15 protein-coding genes are annotated in these 18,577 nt (G+C 49.5%); 5 read left to right on the top strand and 10 right to left on the bottom strand.

All coding sequences use genetic code 11. From position 1 onward, the window contains the following. Positions 1–11: 11 nt before the first annotated feature. From BMY11_RS02760 to BMY11_RS02745, 4 genes are all read right to left on the bottom strand, one after another. Positions 12–1,862, bottom strand: a complete 1,851-nt coding sequence (locus BMY11_RS02760; RefSeq protein ID WP_090572930.1) for a FecR domain-containing protein — start codon at positions 1,860–1,862, stop codon at positions 12–14. Then, positions 1,859–3,763, bottom strand: coding sequence for a CHASE2 domain-containing protein (locus BMY11_RS02755; RefSeq protein ID WP_090572929.1), 1,905 nt, complete (start codon positions 3,761–3,763; stop codon positions 1,859–1,861). The genes BMY11_RS02760 and BMY11_RS02755 overlap by 4 nt, the downstream gene beginning before the upstream one ends. Before the next feature lie 169 nt (positions 3,764–3,932). Further along, a complete protein-coding gene (locus tag BMY11_RS02750) occupies positions 3,933–4,169 on the bottom strand; it encodes a ferredoxin (RefSeq protein ID WP_090572928.1) in 237 nt (78 codons plus the stop codon). 74 nt (positions 4,170–4,243) lie between these two features. Beyond that, complete coding sequence (locus tag BMY11_RS02745; RefSeq protein ID WP_256217274.1) at positions 4,244–5,533, bottom strand: DNA polymerase IV; 1,290 nt, start codon at positions 5,531–5,533, stop codon at positions 4,244–4,246. A 199-nt stretch (positions 5,534–5,732) separates the two neighbouring features. Between BMY11_RS02745 and cimA the strand changes: the two genes are divergently transcribed. After that, positions 5,733–7,346 carry a citramalate synthase gene (gene cimA, locus BMY11_RS02740; protein ID WP_090572926.1) on the top strand — a complete coding sequence of 538 codons (1,614 nt, stop codon included), beginning with the start codon at positions 5,733–5,735 and terminating at the stop codon, positions 7,344–7,346. Positions 7,347–7,404: 58 nt separating this feature from the next. Here the strand turns inward: cimA and BMY11_RS02735 are convergent, their stop codons facing one another. Then, complete coding sequence (locus tag BMY11_RS02735; RefSeq protein WP_090572925.1) at positions 7,405–7,971, bottom strand: TlpA family protein disulfide reductase; 567 nt, start codon at positions 7,969–7,971, stop codon at positions 7,405–7,407. A gap of 137 nt (positions 7,972–8,108) precedes the next feature. On the opposite strand from BMY11_RS02735, the gene BMY11_RS02730 reads away from it, so the two are divergent. Both BMY11_RS02730 and BMY11_RS02725 read left to right on the top strand, forming a co-directional pair. Beyond that, positions 8,109–9,422 (top strand): MFS transporter, encoded by a 1,314-nt coding sequence (locus tag BMY11_RS02730; RefSeq protein ID WP_090572924.1) that lies wholly within the window; start codon positions 8,109–8,111, stop codon positions 9,420–9,422. Positions 9,423–9,495: 73 nt separating this feature from the next. Continuing rightward, the gene (locus BMY11_RS02725) at positions 9,496–10,044 is read left to right on the top strand and encodes a M67 family metallopeptidase (protein ID WP_177182466.1); all 549 of its coding nucleotides are present in this window, start codon (positions 9,496–9,498) and stop codon (positions 10,042–10,044) included. Here the strand turns inward: BMY11_RS02725 and BMY11_RS02720 are convergent. From BMY11_RS02720 to BMY11_RS02710, 3 genes are read right to left on the bottom strand one after another with little or no spacing between them, the layout of a single operon-like run. Next, positions 10,018–10,752, bottom strand: a complete 735-nt coding sequence (locus BMY11_RS02720) for a 3'-5' exonuclease (RefSeq protein WP_090572922.1) — start codon at positions 10,750–10,752, stop codon at positions 10,018–10,020. The genes BMY11_RS02725 and BMY11_RS02720 overlap by 27 nt on opposite strands. 27 nt (positions 10,753–10,779) lie before the next feature. Beyond that, positions 10,780–11,856, bottom strand: a complete 1,077-nt coding sequence (locus BMY11_RS02715) for a DUF294 nucleotidyltransferase-like domain-containing protein (protein ID WP_090572921.1) — start codon at positions 11,854–11,856, stop codon at positions 10,780–10,782. Positions 11,857–11,903: 47 nt separating this feature from the next. Further along, on the bottom strand, positions 11,904–13,274 hold the full coding sequence (locus tag BMY11_RS02710; RefSeq protein ID WP_090572920.1) for an ammonium transporter: 1,371 nt from the start codon (positions 13,272–13,274) through the stop codon (positions 11,904–11,906). A gap of 425 nt (positions 13,275–13,699) precedes the next feature. Between BMY11_RS02710 and BMY11_RS02705 the strand changes: the two genes are divergently transcribed. Next, positions 13,700–14,146, top strand: coding sequence for a MerR family transcriptional regulator (locus BMY11_RS02705; protein WP_090572919.1), 447 nt, complete (start codon positions 13,700–13,702; stop codon positions 14,144–14,146). Positions 14,147–14,172: 26 nt separating this feature from the next. Further along, a complete protein-coding gene (locus BMY11_RS02700) occupies positions 14,173–14,856 on the top strand; it encodes a zinc metallopeptidase (RefSeq protein ID WP_090572918.1) in 684 nt (227 codons plus the stop codon). A gap of 98 nt (positions 14,857–14,954) precedes the next feature. On the opposite strand, the gene BMY11_RS02695 is transcribed toward BMY11_RS02700, so the two are convergent. Together BMY11_RS02695 and BMY11_RS02690 are read right to left on the bottom strand one after the other, a co-directional pair. Next, a complete protein-coding gene (locus tag BMY11_RS02695) occupies positions 14,955–17,114 on the bottom strand; it encodes a methyl-accepting chemotaxis protein (protein WP_371262759.1) in 2,160 nt (719 codons plus the stop codon). A gap of 203 nt (positions 17,115–17,317) precedes the next feature. Further along, entirely contained in the window at positions 17,318–18,574 is a 1,257-nt protein-coding gene (locus BMY11_RS02690) for a peptidase U32 family protein (RefSeq protein WP_090573501.1), read from the bottom strand. Between the last annotated feature and the right edge of the window lie 3 nt (positions 18,575–18,577).

Raw genomic sequence — 18,577 nt, 5'->3', positions numbered from 1 at the left:
GTCCCTCCTTATCATAATACTTGCGCCACTTGCACAGTTAGATCTGAACCTTTAATAACTGCGACTGCATTGCCGTTCTGATCTACAGCCGTTACAGATTTGATTTTGAACGTCACTGGCACCGTTGCTGGCGCAGGTGGAAACTCGGTATGCATGCCTAGTAGGAACGGAAGCCGGACAACTGTTGTCTCCTCGTTGATCTCTACCGAACTGCCGCTGATTTTCACAACGGTATATAGCAATGTTGAGTGATGGTTAGTTCCTTCGATGATACGATAATCATCAACGCTGTTCGCCTCTTCTACAGTTTGGTTCTCCGGTTCAACGACAAAGCCGGAAGTACCACCGCCGCGGTACATAAGCGATTCTCCACTGTCAAACGCGCCAGTCGCAAACTGAGCAAGCTGATTGTCATATTCCACTTCAATTTGATAGCCCATAATTTTCTTCGATCCTGTGAATCCCTTAAACACGACGCCGAGGTCGATGAAACCAGACGAAATTGTCCCATTCGCAGTCGCCTGCAAGCTTACCGTCGAATTCGTGCCTACGCTTCCTGATCCGCTGTTCGTTCCACCGGTCGTCGGAATACTTGGCAATCCGGCAGTATTACGATTTTCGTCAATTCGCTTCTGTTCTTCAAGTGTTTGTTGATTGTAGTAGGTTTGATTATCCTTCTCTTTTTGCTTTTGCTGTGCTTGCTTGTTCGCTTCTTCCAGTTTGTCTCTCAGCTCTTGGGCCTTCTTGATGGCTTCTTGCAGCAATTCCTGTTTTTTCTTCTGCTCTTCCGCCTTTTTGTCAGCCAGCTGCTTCTGAAGCTCTTCGAATTTTTTCGCTTGCTCCTGCGCCTTCTTCTCGATATCGGTCAGCTGGAGTTCGCTGGTCGTCTTCGAATCAATCAACTTAGTGCCAGCGTCTTTATTAATTTGATCGATCACGTCTTGAGTTACCTTTTTCTGCGCGATCGCTTCTTTTGCAATAATAGATACTAGGTTTGTTAAATTATCAGTCATGCGCCGCAAATCTTCAGGTGTTTGAATGAGGCCGCCAAAGTTATCCTTGTTCTGCTCTGTATTCAAGCTCTCTTTCGCCTTCTCAATCATCTGCTTCTGTTCCGCAGCAATGGATACCGCATCTTGCAGAATCGCTTTCACCACGTCCGGTGAGGCCCCGTTAACAAAAGTAGCGAGGTCTACAATAGAAATGGAAGTTTCAACCCCATCCTCGCCATTCGCTTCACCTAACTGCTGCGACGGATAGATCGTTACCGTGTTCGACATACCCGAGTCGATGTCAGTATTATGCCGGTCTTTATTCGTGCTCGATTCGACTACGCCTGCTGCCAAGAATACACTCGTCTCACCTGTCAATGGATTCACCTTCACGAAGAAATGTGTTCCACGTACACCCATAATGGACGTTGGCGTTTCGATTTCGAACTGATCGCTCGCGTTGGAGACGGATTTCACCTTCACCCAGAGTGAACCGGCCCAAACGCTCATCTTCGTCTTCGCACCGCTGCTGTCCTTCATCTTCGAGAACGTGACTTGCGAGCCATTACTAATATTGATCTCGTCTGTATCTGCAGCGCTGCTCGACAGCGTTAGTGTGACTTTACCGTCTTTGCCTGTTGCAATTTGATCTCCCTCGTTCAAGCTCATATTGCGGAATGCCTTAAACGACTTCGCTCCACCTGATTTGAGTACGTTCACCGTACCGCTCATCTCTTTGACGACAGCTACGCGCATCACTTGCGCGGAGGCATGTCCCACACCTGCTAGTAACGAGCCTGGCCCAATAATAAGCAGTAGGCATAGCAGCATTAGGAGCGAACGGATATTTATGCTTCTGCGAAACCTCATGCTCCTTCTCTCCCCACATGTAGTAATTCCTGCTCATCTTCCGGTTGTTCCTCGGCAACGCCGAGCACTTCCGTTACGAGTACAGGCAGTTCCTTACCCTTTACTTTGATTTCACCGATGCTCTGCGTAATAAATTTGCCTTTCACGCGAGCAAGCGTCTCTTCACTAATAAGGATTTGTCCTGGCTTCGCATTGGCCTCAAGCCGCGCCGACAAGTTAACCGTATCACCGATCGCTGTATAGTCGAGTCGAAGCATCTGCGAGCCGATGTTGCCAACGACCGCCGGACCGCTGTTTACACCGACGCCGAACCTTACCGGTACGCCGATCTCACGCAAGCAGCGCTCCTCCAGCTCCGCCGATTGGCGCTTCATCTCAAGAGCCGCCAAAACCGCTAGCTCCGGATGATTCGGCTGCGAGATCGGAGCCCCGAAGATCGCCATAACGCCGTCGCCAATGAACTTGTCGAGCGTGCCATTCCATTTGAAGACCGCTTTCGTACAGATATCCAAATACTCATTCAAGACTTGAATGACCTGCTCTGGTTGCAGCTTCTCGGACATTGGGGTGAAGCCGCGGATATCGACGAAGATCACGCTAATATCGCGGCGCTGTCCGCCCACGGTCACTTCTTCGCCGGAAGCCAGCATTTCATCCACAACGGTACGCGGAACGAATCGACCGAAGATGTTAGTCACACGGCTTCTTTCACGCCGTTCAGTAACATAATGGCTGACGACTGACCAGACAAAGGCTGTGGTCATCGCGAGGAAAGGATATGTAATCGTAATAAATAGAGATTTAAATTGATAGAGTTCAATCCATGTCAGAACATAACCTGCTGCCAGCGCACCGTATACGAGAAACGCTTTGCCGCCAGTTACTCTTTCAAATAAAAGAATCGTGAGCAGCGAAAGCAGCACAATCAAGGCGTAATTTACGGCAGGTGTTGCTTTCGTAGAGAACTTGCCTGCTACGAGCGACTGCACCATATTGGCGTGAATTTCGACTCCATACATCTTGAGCGTTGTACTGAGTGGTGTTAAATATTCGTCCTGTAGGCCAGGCGCGTACGGGCCGATTAAAACAACATCCCCATTATAGTAATCCGCAGGCACGTTGCCTGAGAGCACATCGAAGAACGATTGCGAATCATAGCCTGTATCAGCGCTCATCTCTTCCCTTGGCATCGTATAGAACTCTGTTGCAATCTGATTGCGTTTGTCCACAGGAATATGCTGGCTGCCCCGGTACCAGCCGGACTTGTCTACATTCCAGGTAATTTGTTGATCCTTATCAAGCAAATAGTTCGCGAGCTTGACACTGAATGCCGGAATCATCTGCTCATCATCATTCTTAAGGCCGACAGTCAATTTACGGACCGTACCGTCCTGGTCCTGCATGACATTGATATGGCCGAGCTGTTCTTGGCTTGCCCCGATTGTATCCGCTGGATAGGAGATCGACTCTGTCTCCAGCTCTCCAGCCTCGTCCTGCCTTGCTTTGAAATTGAAGATAACCGGCAGAATGACGTTAGGGTACTTCTTCATCGTCTCCGCCATCAGCGCATCGCTCTCGGGCTCCTTCCCCGGCTCTGCAAGCACAACGTCGAGCGCAATCGCTTTCGCCCCAGCATCCGCAAGCATCGAGATGAGCTGCGCGTAGAGACTTCGGTCCCATGGAAATTGACCTAAATTATCGAGTGACGTCTGGTCAATCTTGATCAGTTTAATGTTGACGTTAGGCGCTCTCTCCGCGTCTGTTTGCTGGGTTACTTTGTCCTGTAGAAAGGACTCCATCCGGTTCAATGAGCCGCCAGTTCCCAAGCTGCTAAGGAAGGACCAGAACAAGCAAATGACCAGTGCTGCCGCGGTTGTCAACAACCATTTGCGCTTTCGCATAATTACCTCCTATTCTATTTTGGAACGGATAATATTACCTCTCATTCTTTTCTTCTATTCTATTGTAGTTTTACAGCCAATGGCAATCATAATTGTCGAAAAAACAAGAAAAGTCCCATCCCTTGTCGTAACAAGGAATGGGACTTTAGTGCGATCCTATGAAGCGCTCTTAATTGTTGAAAGCAGTGTCTGCGATCTTAATGGAATCTGTTGGACAGCCGTCTGCTGCGTCTTGCAAGTCATCATATAGATCGGATGGAATTTCAGTGTTACCGTGGTTGCCGTCGCTGCCAAAGATAACCTCTGCAAGTCCTTCATCATCGTAGTCATAAATATCCGGTGCCGTTGCGCCGCATGCACCGCAAGCAATGCAAGTATCTTTCTCAACCCATGTAAACTTCGACATCGTTTTCCCTCCTATTAGTTCTAACCTTAAAACCGCTTACTTGTTGCTTGTGCAAACAAATTAGCGAACAACCTTCACTCATCACTATATAACATATGATCGTCAGTTTGCAAGGATGTCCCTCTAATTCGTTTGTTGCGAATGAGCGCAGAAGGATCGTCGCCAAGCATTCCTGCAGTGAGCACTGCATCCTCGCCAAACTTGTCTCGCAGCATATCCATTGTCTTCGTCAAAGCATCCTTTCGAGGCTGCTCTTTATAATCGAATAGATCAAGCTGGACCGCAGTCTCTGATTGAAGTGATAGATTTTGAAGGGTGATGCCGAGCAGCCGAAGCGGTTCGCCTTCCTTCCAATGTTTATCGAACAGCTTGCAAGCTTCTCTGTGAATATCATATGCCGAATCCGTAGGCGATGTTAGCGTAACGGATCGATTAAACGTCGACATATCCGATCGCCTCATTACAAGCTGAATGGTAGAGGCCATCATCTTCTGGTGGCGCATTCTACGACCTGTCTGGTCCGCTAGATTGAGCAGAACCCTGTGCGCATCCTCGCGTTCCTTCACATCTTTCGGCAGCGTCGTTGTGTGTCCGATTGACTTGTTGCGTTCCCTTGAAGCGTTGACCTGCGAACTATCGTGGCCATGTGCTGCCGCTTTCATCCAAGAGCCGATCACGCCAAAATGCTTGTTCAGCATCGCTTCGTCCGTATCCGCGAGCTGCCCGATCGTTCTGATATTCAGCTTCGTCAGCTTCTCTGCCGTCTTGCGGCCAATCCCGAACAGGGTGTCACACGGCTTGTCCCATAGAAGCCTGGGCACATCGCGAATGCGCAATACCGTGAACCCGTTCGGCTTCTGCATATCAGAGGCCATCTTCGCAAGGAGCTTATTCGGCGCGATTCCTATCGAGCTGGGCAGGTTCCACTCGGACCGGATTCGATCCTGTATTTGGTGTGCGATTTCGAGCGGTTCGCCGAAGGTGGACGAGCCCGTAATATCCAAGTAGCACTCATCTATCGACATGGCTTCTACAAGCGGTGTATACTGCTTCGCAATCGACATAAACCCTTGCGAGTACTTACGGTACAGCTGAAAATCCGGCTTGATCAATAGAAGATCCGGGCAGCGACGCAGCCCCTCGCGAACCGTCATGCCTGTCTTAACGCCTAGCTTCCGGGCGGCATAGGACGAGGTGACAATGATGCCTCTGCGCTGCTCGACGCTTCCGGCGACAGCGGTCGGTTTATCTTTATAGAGATGAGGCTCCTCCGCTTCGTGCACCGAGCAGTAGAAGGCGTTCATATCCAAGTGAAGAATAACGCGGTTTTTCCCTGTTTTCTCTTGCCCCGTCTCCTTATCCACCGCTGAACAAACCCCCTCTTCCCACTCACTCATGAACTCATTTCAGCATACCTTTGGCGAAAATCACCGTCAACTTCGCATTCTGATCCAACACCGACTCTGTCAGAAAGAAAGTCGCATTTACGCACTGGATAAGTAATGATATAATAAAAAATTATCACAATGCATTGTTTCACATAGAAAGGAGCTCTAAGCAATCATGGCAAACACTATCTCCATCTTTGACACGACGCTGCGAGACGGCACGCAAGGCGAAGGCATCAGCCTCTCAGCAGACGACAAAATAAAAATCGCCCAGAAGCTCGATTTGCTCGGCGTACATTATATTGAAGGCGGAAATCCGGGCAGCAACAGCAAGGATATCGAGTTCTTCCAGCGCGCCAAAGGCTTACAGCTGAACGCGAAGATTACCGCTTTCGGCAGCACAAGACGGAAGAACAGCCTTGCAGAGCAAGACAGCAGCTTGCTGCGTATTGTCGAATCCGGCGTTCCGGCGGCAACTCTCGTAGGCAAGTCTTGGGATTTCCATGTACATACCGCTCTTCAAACGACACTTGAAGAGAATCTCTCGATGATCTATGATTCTTTTGCTTTTCTGAAACGGAACGATGTTGAAGCGATCTTCGATGCGGAGCATTTCTTCGATGGTTATAAGCATAATCCGGAGTATGCGCTTGCGGTATTGCGCAAAGCCCAGGATGCTGGCGCAGACTGGATCGTACTCTGTGATACGAATGGCGGCACGCTGCCGACAGAAGTGAATGACATTGTTTCCCGCATCCGCGCAGAGCTGAATGCGCCGCTTGGTATCCATACGCATAATGATTGCGAGCTTGCTGTTGCGAATACATTGGCAGCCGTTCAAGCCGGTGCGCGTCAAGTACAAGGTACGATTAACGGTTATGGTGAGCGTTGCGGCAATGCAAACCTGTGCTCGATCATCCCGAATTTGCAAATCAAAATGAACTATCGCTGCGTAAGCGACGATCAACTGCAATCGCTCACGAAGACAGCTCGTTATATTAGCGAGATCGCTAACGTGCACATGCCTGTCGCACAACCCTATGTCGGCAACGCTGCGTTCGCGCACAAAGGCGGCATCCACGTCTCCGCGATTATGAAAGACTCGAAGACGTACGAGCATATTCGCCCTGAATTGGTCGGCAACAAACAGCGCGTACTCGTCTCCGAGCTGGCAGGCCAGAGCAATATTATCTCCAAGGCACAAGAGCTCGGTCTCGACGTGAACACTGGCAACGAGAAGACGAAGGAAATTATGGAACGCATTAAAGAACTGGAGCATCAAGGCTATCAGTTCGAAGGCGCAGATGCTTCACTGGAGTTGCTGCTCCGAGACGCATTCGGTGAGATGAAAGAAATTTTCAAGCTCGAATCGATGAAGATGCTCGTTGAGAAAACGAACGGTTGCATGAACGCGGAAGCGATTGTGAAAGTGAATGTCGACGGCCAGCCGATCTACACAGCCGCGGAAGGCAACGGTCCAGTTAATGCACTCAATAACGCTCTGCGTAAAGCATTGGAGCCATTCTATCCGAGCATTAATGATTTCCACCTATCTGATTACAAGGTTCGCGTGATCGACGAGAAAGGCGCGACAGCAGGCAAAGTCCGCGTACTTATCGAATCAACCGACTTCAAGACGACTTGGAACACAGTTGGCGTCTCGAACAACGTCATCGAAGCGAGCTGGGAAGCGCTTGTTGATAGTATCCGATATGCGCTGCTTAGCATGAATAAGATTGACAATGCCCACGAAGAGCCGCGCGAGCAGCACGGATTGGTTAATCACTAATATTCATTAAACGAGAAACGCCAGATCAGCTTGATTAGCTGATCTGGCGTTTCTGTTATTATGCGCTCGGCTTCTGCTCTGTCTCTTCCTGAACCGCAATCCACTTATCAATCATTGATTCCCACTTGCTCTTCGAGATCACCCCTGTGACCCGCTCCCTCACGACTCCATTGCTATCAATAAGCAAGCTTGTCGGGAATTGATTGACCTTGTACAAATCTGTCGCTTTGCCGTCTCGGTCCATGAGTATCGGGAACGTAAATTGCTGCTGATCGACAAACTCTCGCGCCTGCCGCTCTTTATCCATACTCGTTGCATTCACGCCATACAGCTCCAGCTTATCGCCGTACTTCTTCGACAACGCCTGTAGGTCAGGAGCTTCCAGCTCACAAGGTCCGCACCAGGAAGCCCAGAAATTAAGCAGCAGCAGCTTGTCCCGCTTGCCACCGATATTCTCGGGCTGTTCATCCAAATTCGGCAGCTGCAGCGTCGGCGCTGTGTAGCCCGGCTTTGGCAGCATATCGCTAGAAGCGGCAAGCGCTTTGTCATGCTTCCCTGTATTCTGATAAATGGCCGCACCTGCGAGTGCGAGCACGATGACGATCAAGACGATTGAACGTTTCATATTGCGCCTTCTTTCTACATTTTACGTTAGCTCGAGGTTGCCTCCCTACATGTTACCATGTCTGAGAATGGTAGCTCAAGCTCATGGGCACATTACAGGGCGAAGGTCAAACCACAAGCATGGGGGCATCCGCGCGAATGAAGCAATCAACAACATCGAAATGGGCTGCGAATAAGCCTGGCAAGCTGCGTACAGCAGACCATAGCAGCCGCAGCAAGGACGATACGAAGAAGCAGAAGCAAGCCGGAGGTAGAAAATGGCTGGAGTATATTGCACTCGCCACCGTGCCGCTCGTCCTCGTTCTAGGCAATTCCATGCTTGTTCCGATTCTCCCGGATATGGAGAAGAAGCTACATATTACGAGCTTCCAATCAAGCCTTGTCATCACATTATTTTCCGTATCTGCTGGTCTCATTATTCCCATATCCGGCTATTTATCCGATCGTTATTCACGTAAAGCCGTCATCTTACCTTCGCTCGCGCTATATGGCATAGCCGGCATCGTCGCAGGCATTGGCGCTGTAATGCACTCCTACTGGCTGCTCATCGCGTCTCGCGCACTGCAAGGGATAGGAGCAGCCGGCACTTCACCTATTGCGATGGCGCTAGTCGGCGACATGTACAAGGACGGTACCGAAAGCGAAGCGCTCGGCCTTATTGAAGCTTCCAATGGCGCTGGCAAGGTGGTCAGCCCGATCATAGGCTCTCTGTTGGCGCTCATCGCCTGGTATATGCCGCTATTCGCGTTCCCACTGTTCTGCGCAGGCTCCTTCTTTGCCATGATGCTGCTCATTAAGGAACCACCTAAAGCGAGCAAAGAAGCGGTTCCCGTCAAACAATATGTCGGAGACATTAAGAAGGTGTTCCGCGAGAAAGGCCGCTGGCTCATCTCGTCCTTTATTGCGGGTTCACTTGGACTCTTTATCTTGTTCGGCGTGCTCTTCCGGTTGTCCGATCTGCTCGAGAAGGCTCCTTACCATATTGACGGCGTTGCCAAAGGCGGCGTGCTCGCCATACCGCTCCTTTTCCTCGTCATCACGGCATACATCACGGGGCATCGCATTAAGAACAACGGCACCCTCATGCGCCGACTCATGATTATTGGGCTCGCTGTCATGAGCGGCGCACTAGCCGCTGCAGCATTCTTGCATCATAACATCTACGCGCTGATTGGCTTCGCTGCGCTCAGCAGCCTCGGCACGGGAATGCTCCTGCCCTGCCTGAACACGCTCATTACCGGCGCTGTTGATCGGCCTCATCGCGGCATGGTTACATCGCTATACAGCAGCCTTCGTTTCCTCGGCGTAGCCTTCGGTCCGCCATTGTTTGGATGGATGGCTTCACGCTCAGACACATTACTGTATAGCGTCGTATCCGCGCTTTCCGCATGCGCGCTGCTCATCATCATCTTCCTCGTTCACCCGCCTCAGAAAGCGGGAGACAGCGGTTGACGAATGCGAGGCATGAACACTTATAATGAATGGAGTCAACCATCACCATTCAGGAATGAGGCCTCGCATTCGTATGTCATACAGAAATACCGAACTAACGCCCGATAACGATCAGCCGAATGCAGTACCGAATCGAACATTCGTTTCAATGCCAACAGCCGCCAGGTTGGCTCTAGAGGCACATGAGCAGCTATTGCGCAGCTGCTCTGATGCCATGCCTAGCGAAGCATGCGGCGTCTTGGCGGGAACGCTCGAACATATCGACGGCGTACCTCTCGTGAGCGTCACCCATGTATATCCGGTAAACAATGCAGAAGCAGTTTCCCGTTTGAACAACCAATTCGCGTTCGAACCCGCTTCGTGGATCCAAGCCCTTTATCACATGCAAAAAAACCGACAATCACTTGTCGGTTACTACCATTCTCATCCTACATCGATGCCACTACCGAGCGCTGCCGATATGATCGGCATTCGGACTGCTGCTGCGCGTGATACGTCGTATTGGATTATTTCGCTAGCCAATTCGGCTCGCCACCCAGTCGTTCAGCCTTACTGGATCCATAACGACCCGCACGGCCAGCTATGCTGCAGTCCATTAATGCTTACTGAGATACGCGTATAAGTCCCCAAGAGTAATGACATTCCGGCTTAGAATTCGCCGCAAGTAATTCTGCCACAGCTTCGCGGTCATAATCGAATCCTCCAAGGCATGATGCCGCGTCGTGATCTCAATGCCGCTATGCTCCAGCAGATCGTCGAGGCTATAGCTCTCGCGATTTGGCTCCAACCACTTTGCCACAAGCATTGTATCAAGTACCCGATGCGTCAAATTAACCTTCGACGTCCGCCAAAGGGCAGCGTTTAGAAACTGTTTATCATGACCGCTCGCATGCGCGATCAGCATTCTTTTGCCGACGAACTCCATGAAATCATGCAGCACTTGCATCAGATCTGGGGCATCCTCGGTCATCGCATTCGTGATGCCGGTCAGCTCCGTAATATGCTTCGGCACTCTCCGCTTCGGATTGACGAGGCTGTAGAATGTCTGCTCAGGCACCAACTCTTCGCCTTTCAGCAAGACGGCGCCGAACGATATAATCTCATCGCCGTTCGTCGGATAGAAGCCCGTCGTCTCCAGGTCGAAGACGACCACCTCCATGTCACTTAGCGGCGTATCCATAATGGAATCTTTTCGCTGCTCCTTAGACATCGAGCGAATGAAGGCCATCTGTTGCGCATTTTGAGCACCGACCGCGCCGGCAATCGCTGACGTAAGTCCGCCCATTTTGTACAAATGCCACATTCTACCCATGCTGCGCTGTTCCTTCATACTTCTCCCCTCCGTCAAACCTCAGCCTTACTTTAAGAGCCTGCCTTTCGTTTGCTTCTGCACCTGTCGCTGCAACTTCTTCACGACTCGGAGCGCAGCTTTAAGCTCGTCAATTAATTCTTTCGACAGCTTCGCCTGCGGCAGCTTGCCGCTGTTTGTATACACTCCGTCCTCGGCGCGAGTCATCGTCATCAGCCGAAGGCGCATAAACAGATTGAAGACACCTTTATACTCCACACCATCCAGCCCTGCAATGACGCCACGCTCGCTCAGCATTGCGATTCGGGATAATGTTGAAGTTTCCCTCACCTCTGCTTTAATGCTCATAAGCCGAATTGCATTGACCATCGGGATGTAGGCCCCATATTTCAAATCCAGACTTCCCGCCTCTTCGCCATATTGCTCCTTGAGCAGCTGACCGAATACTCCAATCAGCACTTTATGGCGCATCGTATTGTTAAGCATGTGCTGAACAATCGTCTGGTTTACGAGCGTATCGGAATAATAATGGCTTTTTAGCGCGTGCAGCAATGTTTCTTGACCGTATACGCACCGGCAATCTGCGACAATGAGAAGATACCTGACACACTCCCAGTTCGGCTCTTGAAACCAGCCATCGAGCTTCGCTTGCCAGCCTGAGAGCGATTGGCACCAAAGCGGATTAGAGCTAATGACATTCCCCTCACACGGCGGATATCCGATATCTTGCAATGTCGCAACGACCGTAGCACTTAGTATACGAAAATATTCCTCTACCTCTTCCCGCTCCGCTTCTTCCACCGGATTCTCATAGATCAACCCGCTGTCTTGGTCGCTGGATAATGTTTGTTCTTGTCTGCCACCGCTGCCGAACAATAGATACGCGTAAGGCACGGGTGGGGATCCATGCCCCATCCGTGCCAGCTTCGCTTCTGAAAGTGAGATCGCCTGGCGAATTAACGCATCATGTACCTCATTCAGATCCGTATAAAATTGTTCGATCGGCTGCTCGGCCTGCAGTACAGCCATTTGCTCATGGATTTGATCCCGCAAGCCGCGCAGCGCAATCACATCATCTGTAGTCCCGATGCGTGTGAACAGCTTTGCACGAACTGAATCGCCCATGCTGTGCTCACCCCTGCCCTAGTAATAGAAGCGACGAATAGTAGGTCTTACATGCTGCTTTGTGCTTTTTTCATTTGTTCCGGATATCCGAATGCACCATGCTCAGAGAGGTCAAGACCGATAATCTCTTGCTCTTCTGTTACACGAAGACCCATAACAACCTTCATTACACCGAGGATGATGAAGGATACAGCCAGCACATAACCGCCGCACACAAGTACCGATTCAAGCTGTACCCACATTTGGTGCCAATTGCCTGTATCAATGATACCGCCTTGACCAACGTTCAGCTTCTTCGCAAGTACATCCGTTGCAAAGATACCATTCGCGAGTGTACCCCAAACTCCTGCAGCACCGTGCACAGAAAGTGCATAGATTGGATCATCGACTTTAATTTTCTCGAAGAACTTCGCGCTGAAGAATACGAGCACACCTGCGATCAAACCGATAACAACCGCTGCCCAAGGATCAACGAATGCGCAAGTTGCTGTAATGGCAACCAAACCAGCTAAGCCGCCGTTCAACGTTGTTGTGATATCAGCTTTACCATTTACGAGCCAGGAGATCAACAGTGCTGCAACCGCGCCGCCAGCTGCGCCGAGCTGTGTGTTGAATGCTACATAGCCGAAGAACCCATCGCCTACGCCAAGCGCGCTACCAGCGTTAAATCCGAACCAGCCAACCCACAGAAGAAGTACAGACAATGCGCCGAATACTTGGTTGTGACCAAGAATTTCGTTAGCGGAACCGTCTTTATTGAAGCGGCCGATCCGCGGTTTGAGCAGTACGGTTGCGGCAAAGGCTGCAAGCGCACCTGTTAAATGTACGACCGTGGAGCCTGCATAGTCTTGCGCGCCTTTCGCGAACAACCAGCCTGTTGGGCTCCAAATCCAGTGGGAGATAACCGGATAAACAATTGCTGTGAACAATATTGTAAATACGAGATATGCGGACAGTTTAGCGCGTTCTGCGAAGCCGCCCCATGCGATCGACAGCGATACAGCTGCGAAAGCCAGTTGGAAAATGAAGAAGATGGTTGAAGGAAGCGACTCGCCATCAGCAGCTGCTACTGTCGGAGCAAAGAGGTAGCTGCCCCAGCCGATGATCTTACTGATCGAGTTCTCCGCGTTATCAGAGCCAAAAGCAATTGCATAACCGACTGCCCAATAAACCAATGTACAAAGGCCTAACGTGAACACCGTTTTACCTGCGATGTGACCTGCGTTCTTCATTCGGGTCGAACCGGCTTCCAGTAGGATGAAACCGCCTTGCATCAGAATGACAAGAACTGCTGCAACGAGCACCCAGATGGAGTTGAGCCCCATATTGAGCGTTGCTGCAGACGGGTCGTCTGCAAAAGCCATAGCGGGGAATAACAGCGAAAGAGCTCCTAGTGACATGATTAACTTTTTGACCATGAACGACCACTCCCTAATGTTATGTTTCTTGACATGATAAGAAAGACTTAATGTCATTATAGGTTGGAGTATTCATTTTGACAATACATTTTTCCTAATTTACTAAAAAAAATCTAACATTCGTCTCTCCAAACGAATCGAATGTTAAGTTTTTTAACGAATTCCATGTCAAAACACCCGTCCCAATGGAAAATCCTTCGCATTTAGAGCTGTATCGCACCTTTCACTCAACCTTCTAATACCTCTAATTTTGCTCCCATCATCTCCTATCACCCCCTCATATGGACATCCGCCGATTCGATGTTAGGTTTCCTACATGGAAAATTCACCAAAGCATTACGTTTGACTGTATGGTTCAACTTTCTGTATCATAGGAACTAGAAGCTTATGCGGTACATACTGATGAAATGAAAGAGGTGATTCCAATGTCCGATTTGTCATTGCCGTTATACCGGATTGGTGAATTATCCAAAATGGCTGGTGTAAGTCCCCGTACAATTGATTTCTACACGTCGCTCGGACTGATCGAGCCGGAACGCCGTTCCGCCAAAAATTATCGTCTCTATAATGATGAAACTTTGCATCGGCTCAAACGTATTGATCAATTGAAGAAAGACAAATTATCGCTCGACGAAATTAAAGCGAGTATGGCGATCTGGCGTAAAGTTTCATCAGAGGAGCAAGTATCCGACAAGCTGATGGACTTGCAGCTTCATCTCGAGCAGCTGCAGCGCGAGGTGCAGGAGATTGAACCTGTGCTCAGTCAATTGAAGCCGCAGCAGGCCAAGCAGGTCTTCAAACGTCTTGTACCTCAAACGGCAGCTTGCGTCGAAGCACTCATGCTTCTGCTTAATAAGGGCGGTATTATGTAGCATTTATTTAATTGGAGGGAACAACGATGTTTTTTCACCCGCTGGATATTCTAATCTTACCTGCATTCCTATTGTCGCTCTGGGCCCAGTTCCGCGTTCGTGGTACATTCAACCGCTGGTCTGAAGTTCATACAGCGAGCGGGCTTACAGGCTACCAGGCAGCACGGATGATGCTCGACCGCAACGGTCTGCATGATGTGCCGATTGAGCCGGTCCCTGGCACGCTCTCCGACCACTACGACCCGATCCACCGCGTCGTCAGACTGTCAGAACACGTTTATTACGAGAATTCAATCTCGGCCGTTTCTGTGGCGTGTCACGAGGTTGGTCATGCGATTCAGCATAGCGTCCATTACCCGATGCTCGTTGTTCGCCATAAGATCTTCCCGGTCGTGAATATCGCATCCGGTGCAGCGCCTTTCTTGCTGCTTGCAGGCTTCCTGTTCCATGCGACAGGCCTCATCGGGTTAGGCATTATCTTCTTCTCTTGCGCAGTCGCATTCCAGCTCGTTACATTGCCGGTCGAGTTCAATGCCAGCAACCGGGCACGTGAAATCATGGTCTCTGAAGGATTTATTACGAACGATGAAGAACGCGGCGTTGCCAAAGTATTGAATGCCGCAGCGCTCACGTACGTCGCCGCAGCGCTTATCTCACTGCTTGAATTGCTAAAGTACATTCTTATCTTTACGCAATCGGATCGCGATTAATTAACATGTGTATGAATGAAGGGCGAGGAGCTTAGCTCCTCGCCTTTTTGTATATACAAAGACCGGCGCCCGAGGGGGCGCCGGTCTTCTGTCTAATACTATTCCGTACGGAAACGGGCAAGCGTTTCTTTGAGACCCGAAGATACGGTTTCAAGCTTATCGGACAGACGAACAAGTCCTTCACTGATGCTGTTCTGCTCGGTGCTTAGGGATGCAACCTCTTCCGAAGTAGCAGAAGACTCCTCGGCTACCGCGCTAACATTGCTCATTGCTTCAGACAATACAACCTGCGAACGTTCCAGCTTGCTGATCGACTCCGTTACTGTACCGAGGCGACCAACGAAATCACCCATTTGGCCTTGTACGGTTAAGAAGATTTGGTTTGCTTCTTTTACGGATTGAATTTGTTCCTGGAAGATCGGATAAGCCGTCGACAATACGTTTACGGTCTCGTCGATTTCTTTCTGGATGGTCTCTGTAATTTGACCAACAACATCAATAGATTGACGGGATTGATCCGCCAACTTGCGAATCTCATCCGCTACGACCATGAAGCCTTTGCCGGCTGCGCCAGCACGAGCAGCTTCAATCGTCGCATTCAAGGAAAGAATATTCGTCTGCTTCGTCATGTTATTGAGCACATCGAGAATTTTACGAATGGAACGCGTGCTTTCTTTCAGGCGGTCAACCTTCTCCACCATGGAGCGCGTCATCTCTTCAGTCATACCCGTCTTCTCGATGAGGCTGTTCATATACGAAGTACCTTGACGGCTTGCTTTCTCTACTTCAGATGCTGCAACGCCCATCTCTTGGTTCGACATCATGACCTGCTGCATCTGTTCGCCGATCTCGCCGGTCAGGTCACTGCCCTTCTCGGCTTCAGTCGCCAAGCTCGAAGCGCCGTTCGCTATCTCTTCGGTCGCAACCGCGATTTCACGTGCCGAAATTGCAGTCTTCTTCGATGCGTCGGACAATTCTCCAGCAGTAACTAGTACGTCCTGTGCTGATTGATTCGACTGATTTACAAGCGTTGTAATCTGAGACATCATCTGGTTAAAGCTTTGCGCGAGCTGACCGATCTCATCTTTCTTGTTGATCGTAGAACGGACAGTCAGGTTACCGCGCTCGCCTTCATTCATCAGGTTACGCAATCTCACGAGTGGAATCGCAACCATCCGGATAACAAGTAAGCCGATACCAATGGCTAGCAACGCTGCAATACCTGCGATGATCCACGTCGTATTCAAAATCTGTTTAGCGTCCTTCACCAGCTCATCTACCGGTACCGATCCAACGAGCTTCCAGTCCACATTCTCAAACTGATTGTAGATCGCAAGCACTTCTTTGCCGTTTGCGTCTGTCGCTGTCTTCGAGCCGCTCTTTGCAGCTTTGCCTTCCTTCGGAAGTGCAATTGGCGAAGGCTTTCCGATATCTTCAGGCTTGCTTGAAGGATTGCTTGGAAGTACGTAGTTACCAGCACTATCAACAATGGTAATGCTACTGTCGTCACCTAGCTTCACACTTGAAAGCACTTCGCTAAGCTCTCTCAAGTAAATCTCAATAATCATAACAAAATTGCCTTCATTCGTAACCGTGTTCTTCATCACGCGGCCCATTGCAAAAGTTGCCTCTGGTACATCGCCTCTGTATCCTTTAGCTTGTGCTGGAAGCCATACAAGACGACCTTTGCCTTCCACAACCTTCTTCATCCAATCCGACTTCTGAGCGAGCTCCGTCGACATGGCAGAAGAGCCTGTCGAGACAGAAGTCACATCTCCCTTAATCGGGATAATCGCTGCGCCAAGAATGGATTGGTTACCAAGAATATAAGACTGCAACGAATCGCTAAGCTTCTTCATCGTATCGAATTTCTCATAATCGTCTGACACAACATCCAAAGCGCTCAAATTATCTTGAACCGTCTTATCGAGCAATATCTGCATGGAAAGCGCTTCGTAGTTCTTGAACATCATGTCGAGCTTACCCGACGACTGCTCAATGGCCACGGCGCTCGATTCAGTTACCTTATCCTTAATGATGCTCTTGGATGTCGAATAGGAGAATAATCCAACCACAAGAACGCACACTAGAATTGCACTGAAAATAATTAAGAAGAGCATGAGGCCGACCGATTTGATCGGGTTCGTCATCTTCACATTCTTAATTCCGTTCACAGAGCTACTGTACAGATCTTTGACATTCGGAGTCCGTTTTTCACCTTCTGATTGCGTTTTCATTTTTTCCTTGTTCGCGTTCATCTTGAATTTCAACTTCACTGCCCGACACCACCAATTCTGCGGATATTTCGCCATTTTTGTCTATTTTTACTTAAACAATAGTATCGTTAATATCGGCAACTGATCTCCAAGATGTTAGCATTTCTTTAAAAATCTTCATAAAAAATAATCCTAACTGATTACTCAGTTAGGATTAAATCAGGTCATTAGACTTATGGTGTACATTAACGCACTTTCTTCCGCATCATGTCCATAGGCTTAACCGGTTGTTCGGTCTTCATGACGATATATTGTAACGGATGTCTTGCTGCGTCAAGTACATTACCGCTCTCGTCTTTAATTTCGCCGACTACCTGCTTAAAGAACGTCCCGTTCGGACCGAAGAATTCTACCTCTTGACCAGGCTTGAAATGGTTACGCTGCTGAATAACCGCATGACCTGTCGACTCATCGTACGAGATAACAACGCCTGCGAAGTCATAAGGCGTAGCCTTATCTTCTGGTACATAAATATGATCTTCTGCACCTGGCGTATCGTAGAAGAAGCCGGTATTCACCGGACGGTTAGCCGCCTTCTGAATATCATCCAGCCATACTTGCTTCAGCACATAGTTCTCTGGATCAGCCATATACGAATCAATAGCTTGACGATATGCATTGACAACTGTCGCTACATAATGAAGACTCTTCATTCGGCCTTCAATCTTGAAGCTGTCCACACCAACATCAATCAGATCCGGGATGCTCTCAAGCATACAGAGATCCTTGGATCCCATCGTGAATTTATCTGCGTCCATGCCGACCATTTGAAGGTCATCCTCGTAAATATCGTACTTCCAACGGCACGACTGGCAGCAGCCCCCACGATTTGAGTCACGATCTGTAAAATGGTTCGACAATACGCAGCGTCCAGAGTAGGAAGAGCACATTGCGCCATGAATGAACGCTTCGATCTCAATATTGACGTGTTCTTTAATTTCTTGAATTTCTTCCAAGCTCACTTCACGCGCCAATACGACACGCGGTAGGCCTTCGTCCTTCCAGAACTTGACCGCTTGCCAGTTCATCGTCGATTGCTGTGTGCTAAGGTGAACTTCCATCTTAGGCGCTACGCGCTGCGCCGTTTCGATGATAATCGGATCTGCAGCAATAATCGCCGCGATGCCAGCATTCTCTAGCTCGCGCAAGTATTCTTCAAGCCCCGCGATATCCTCATTGTGAGCATAGATGTTCGTTGCGACGAATACTTTAGCGCCGTATTTCTCCGCAAACTCTACGCCTTCCTTCATCTCAGCGAAGCTGAAGTTATCGGCATTGGAACGCAGACCGTACTTCTGCCCGCCGATATAAACCGCATCCGCTCCATAATGAACGGCAAATTTTAATTTTTCTAAATTTCCAGCAGGTGCCAGCAGCTCCGGCTTATCCAGTCGGTTTCTTTTTCCCGTGTAACGGGGAGATACTTTCGTTGTTGAAGTCACCAG

Source organism: Paenibacillus sp. OV219, assembly GCF_900110075.1.
Lineage (GTDB): Bacteria > Bacillota > Bacilli > Paenibacillales > Paenibacillaceae > Paenibacillus_Z.
Note: the sequence above shows the minus strand (reverse complement) of the source record. Positions and strands in the feature narration are given on the sequence as shown.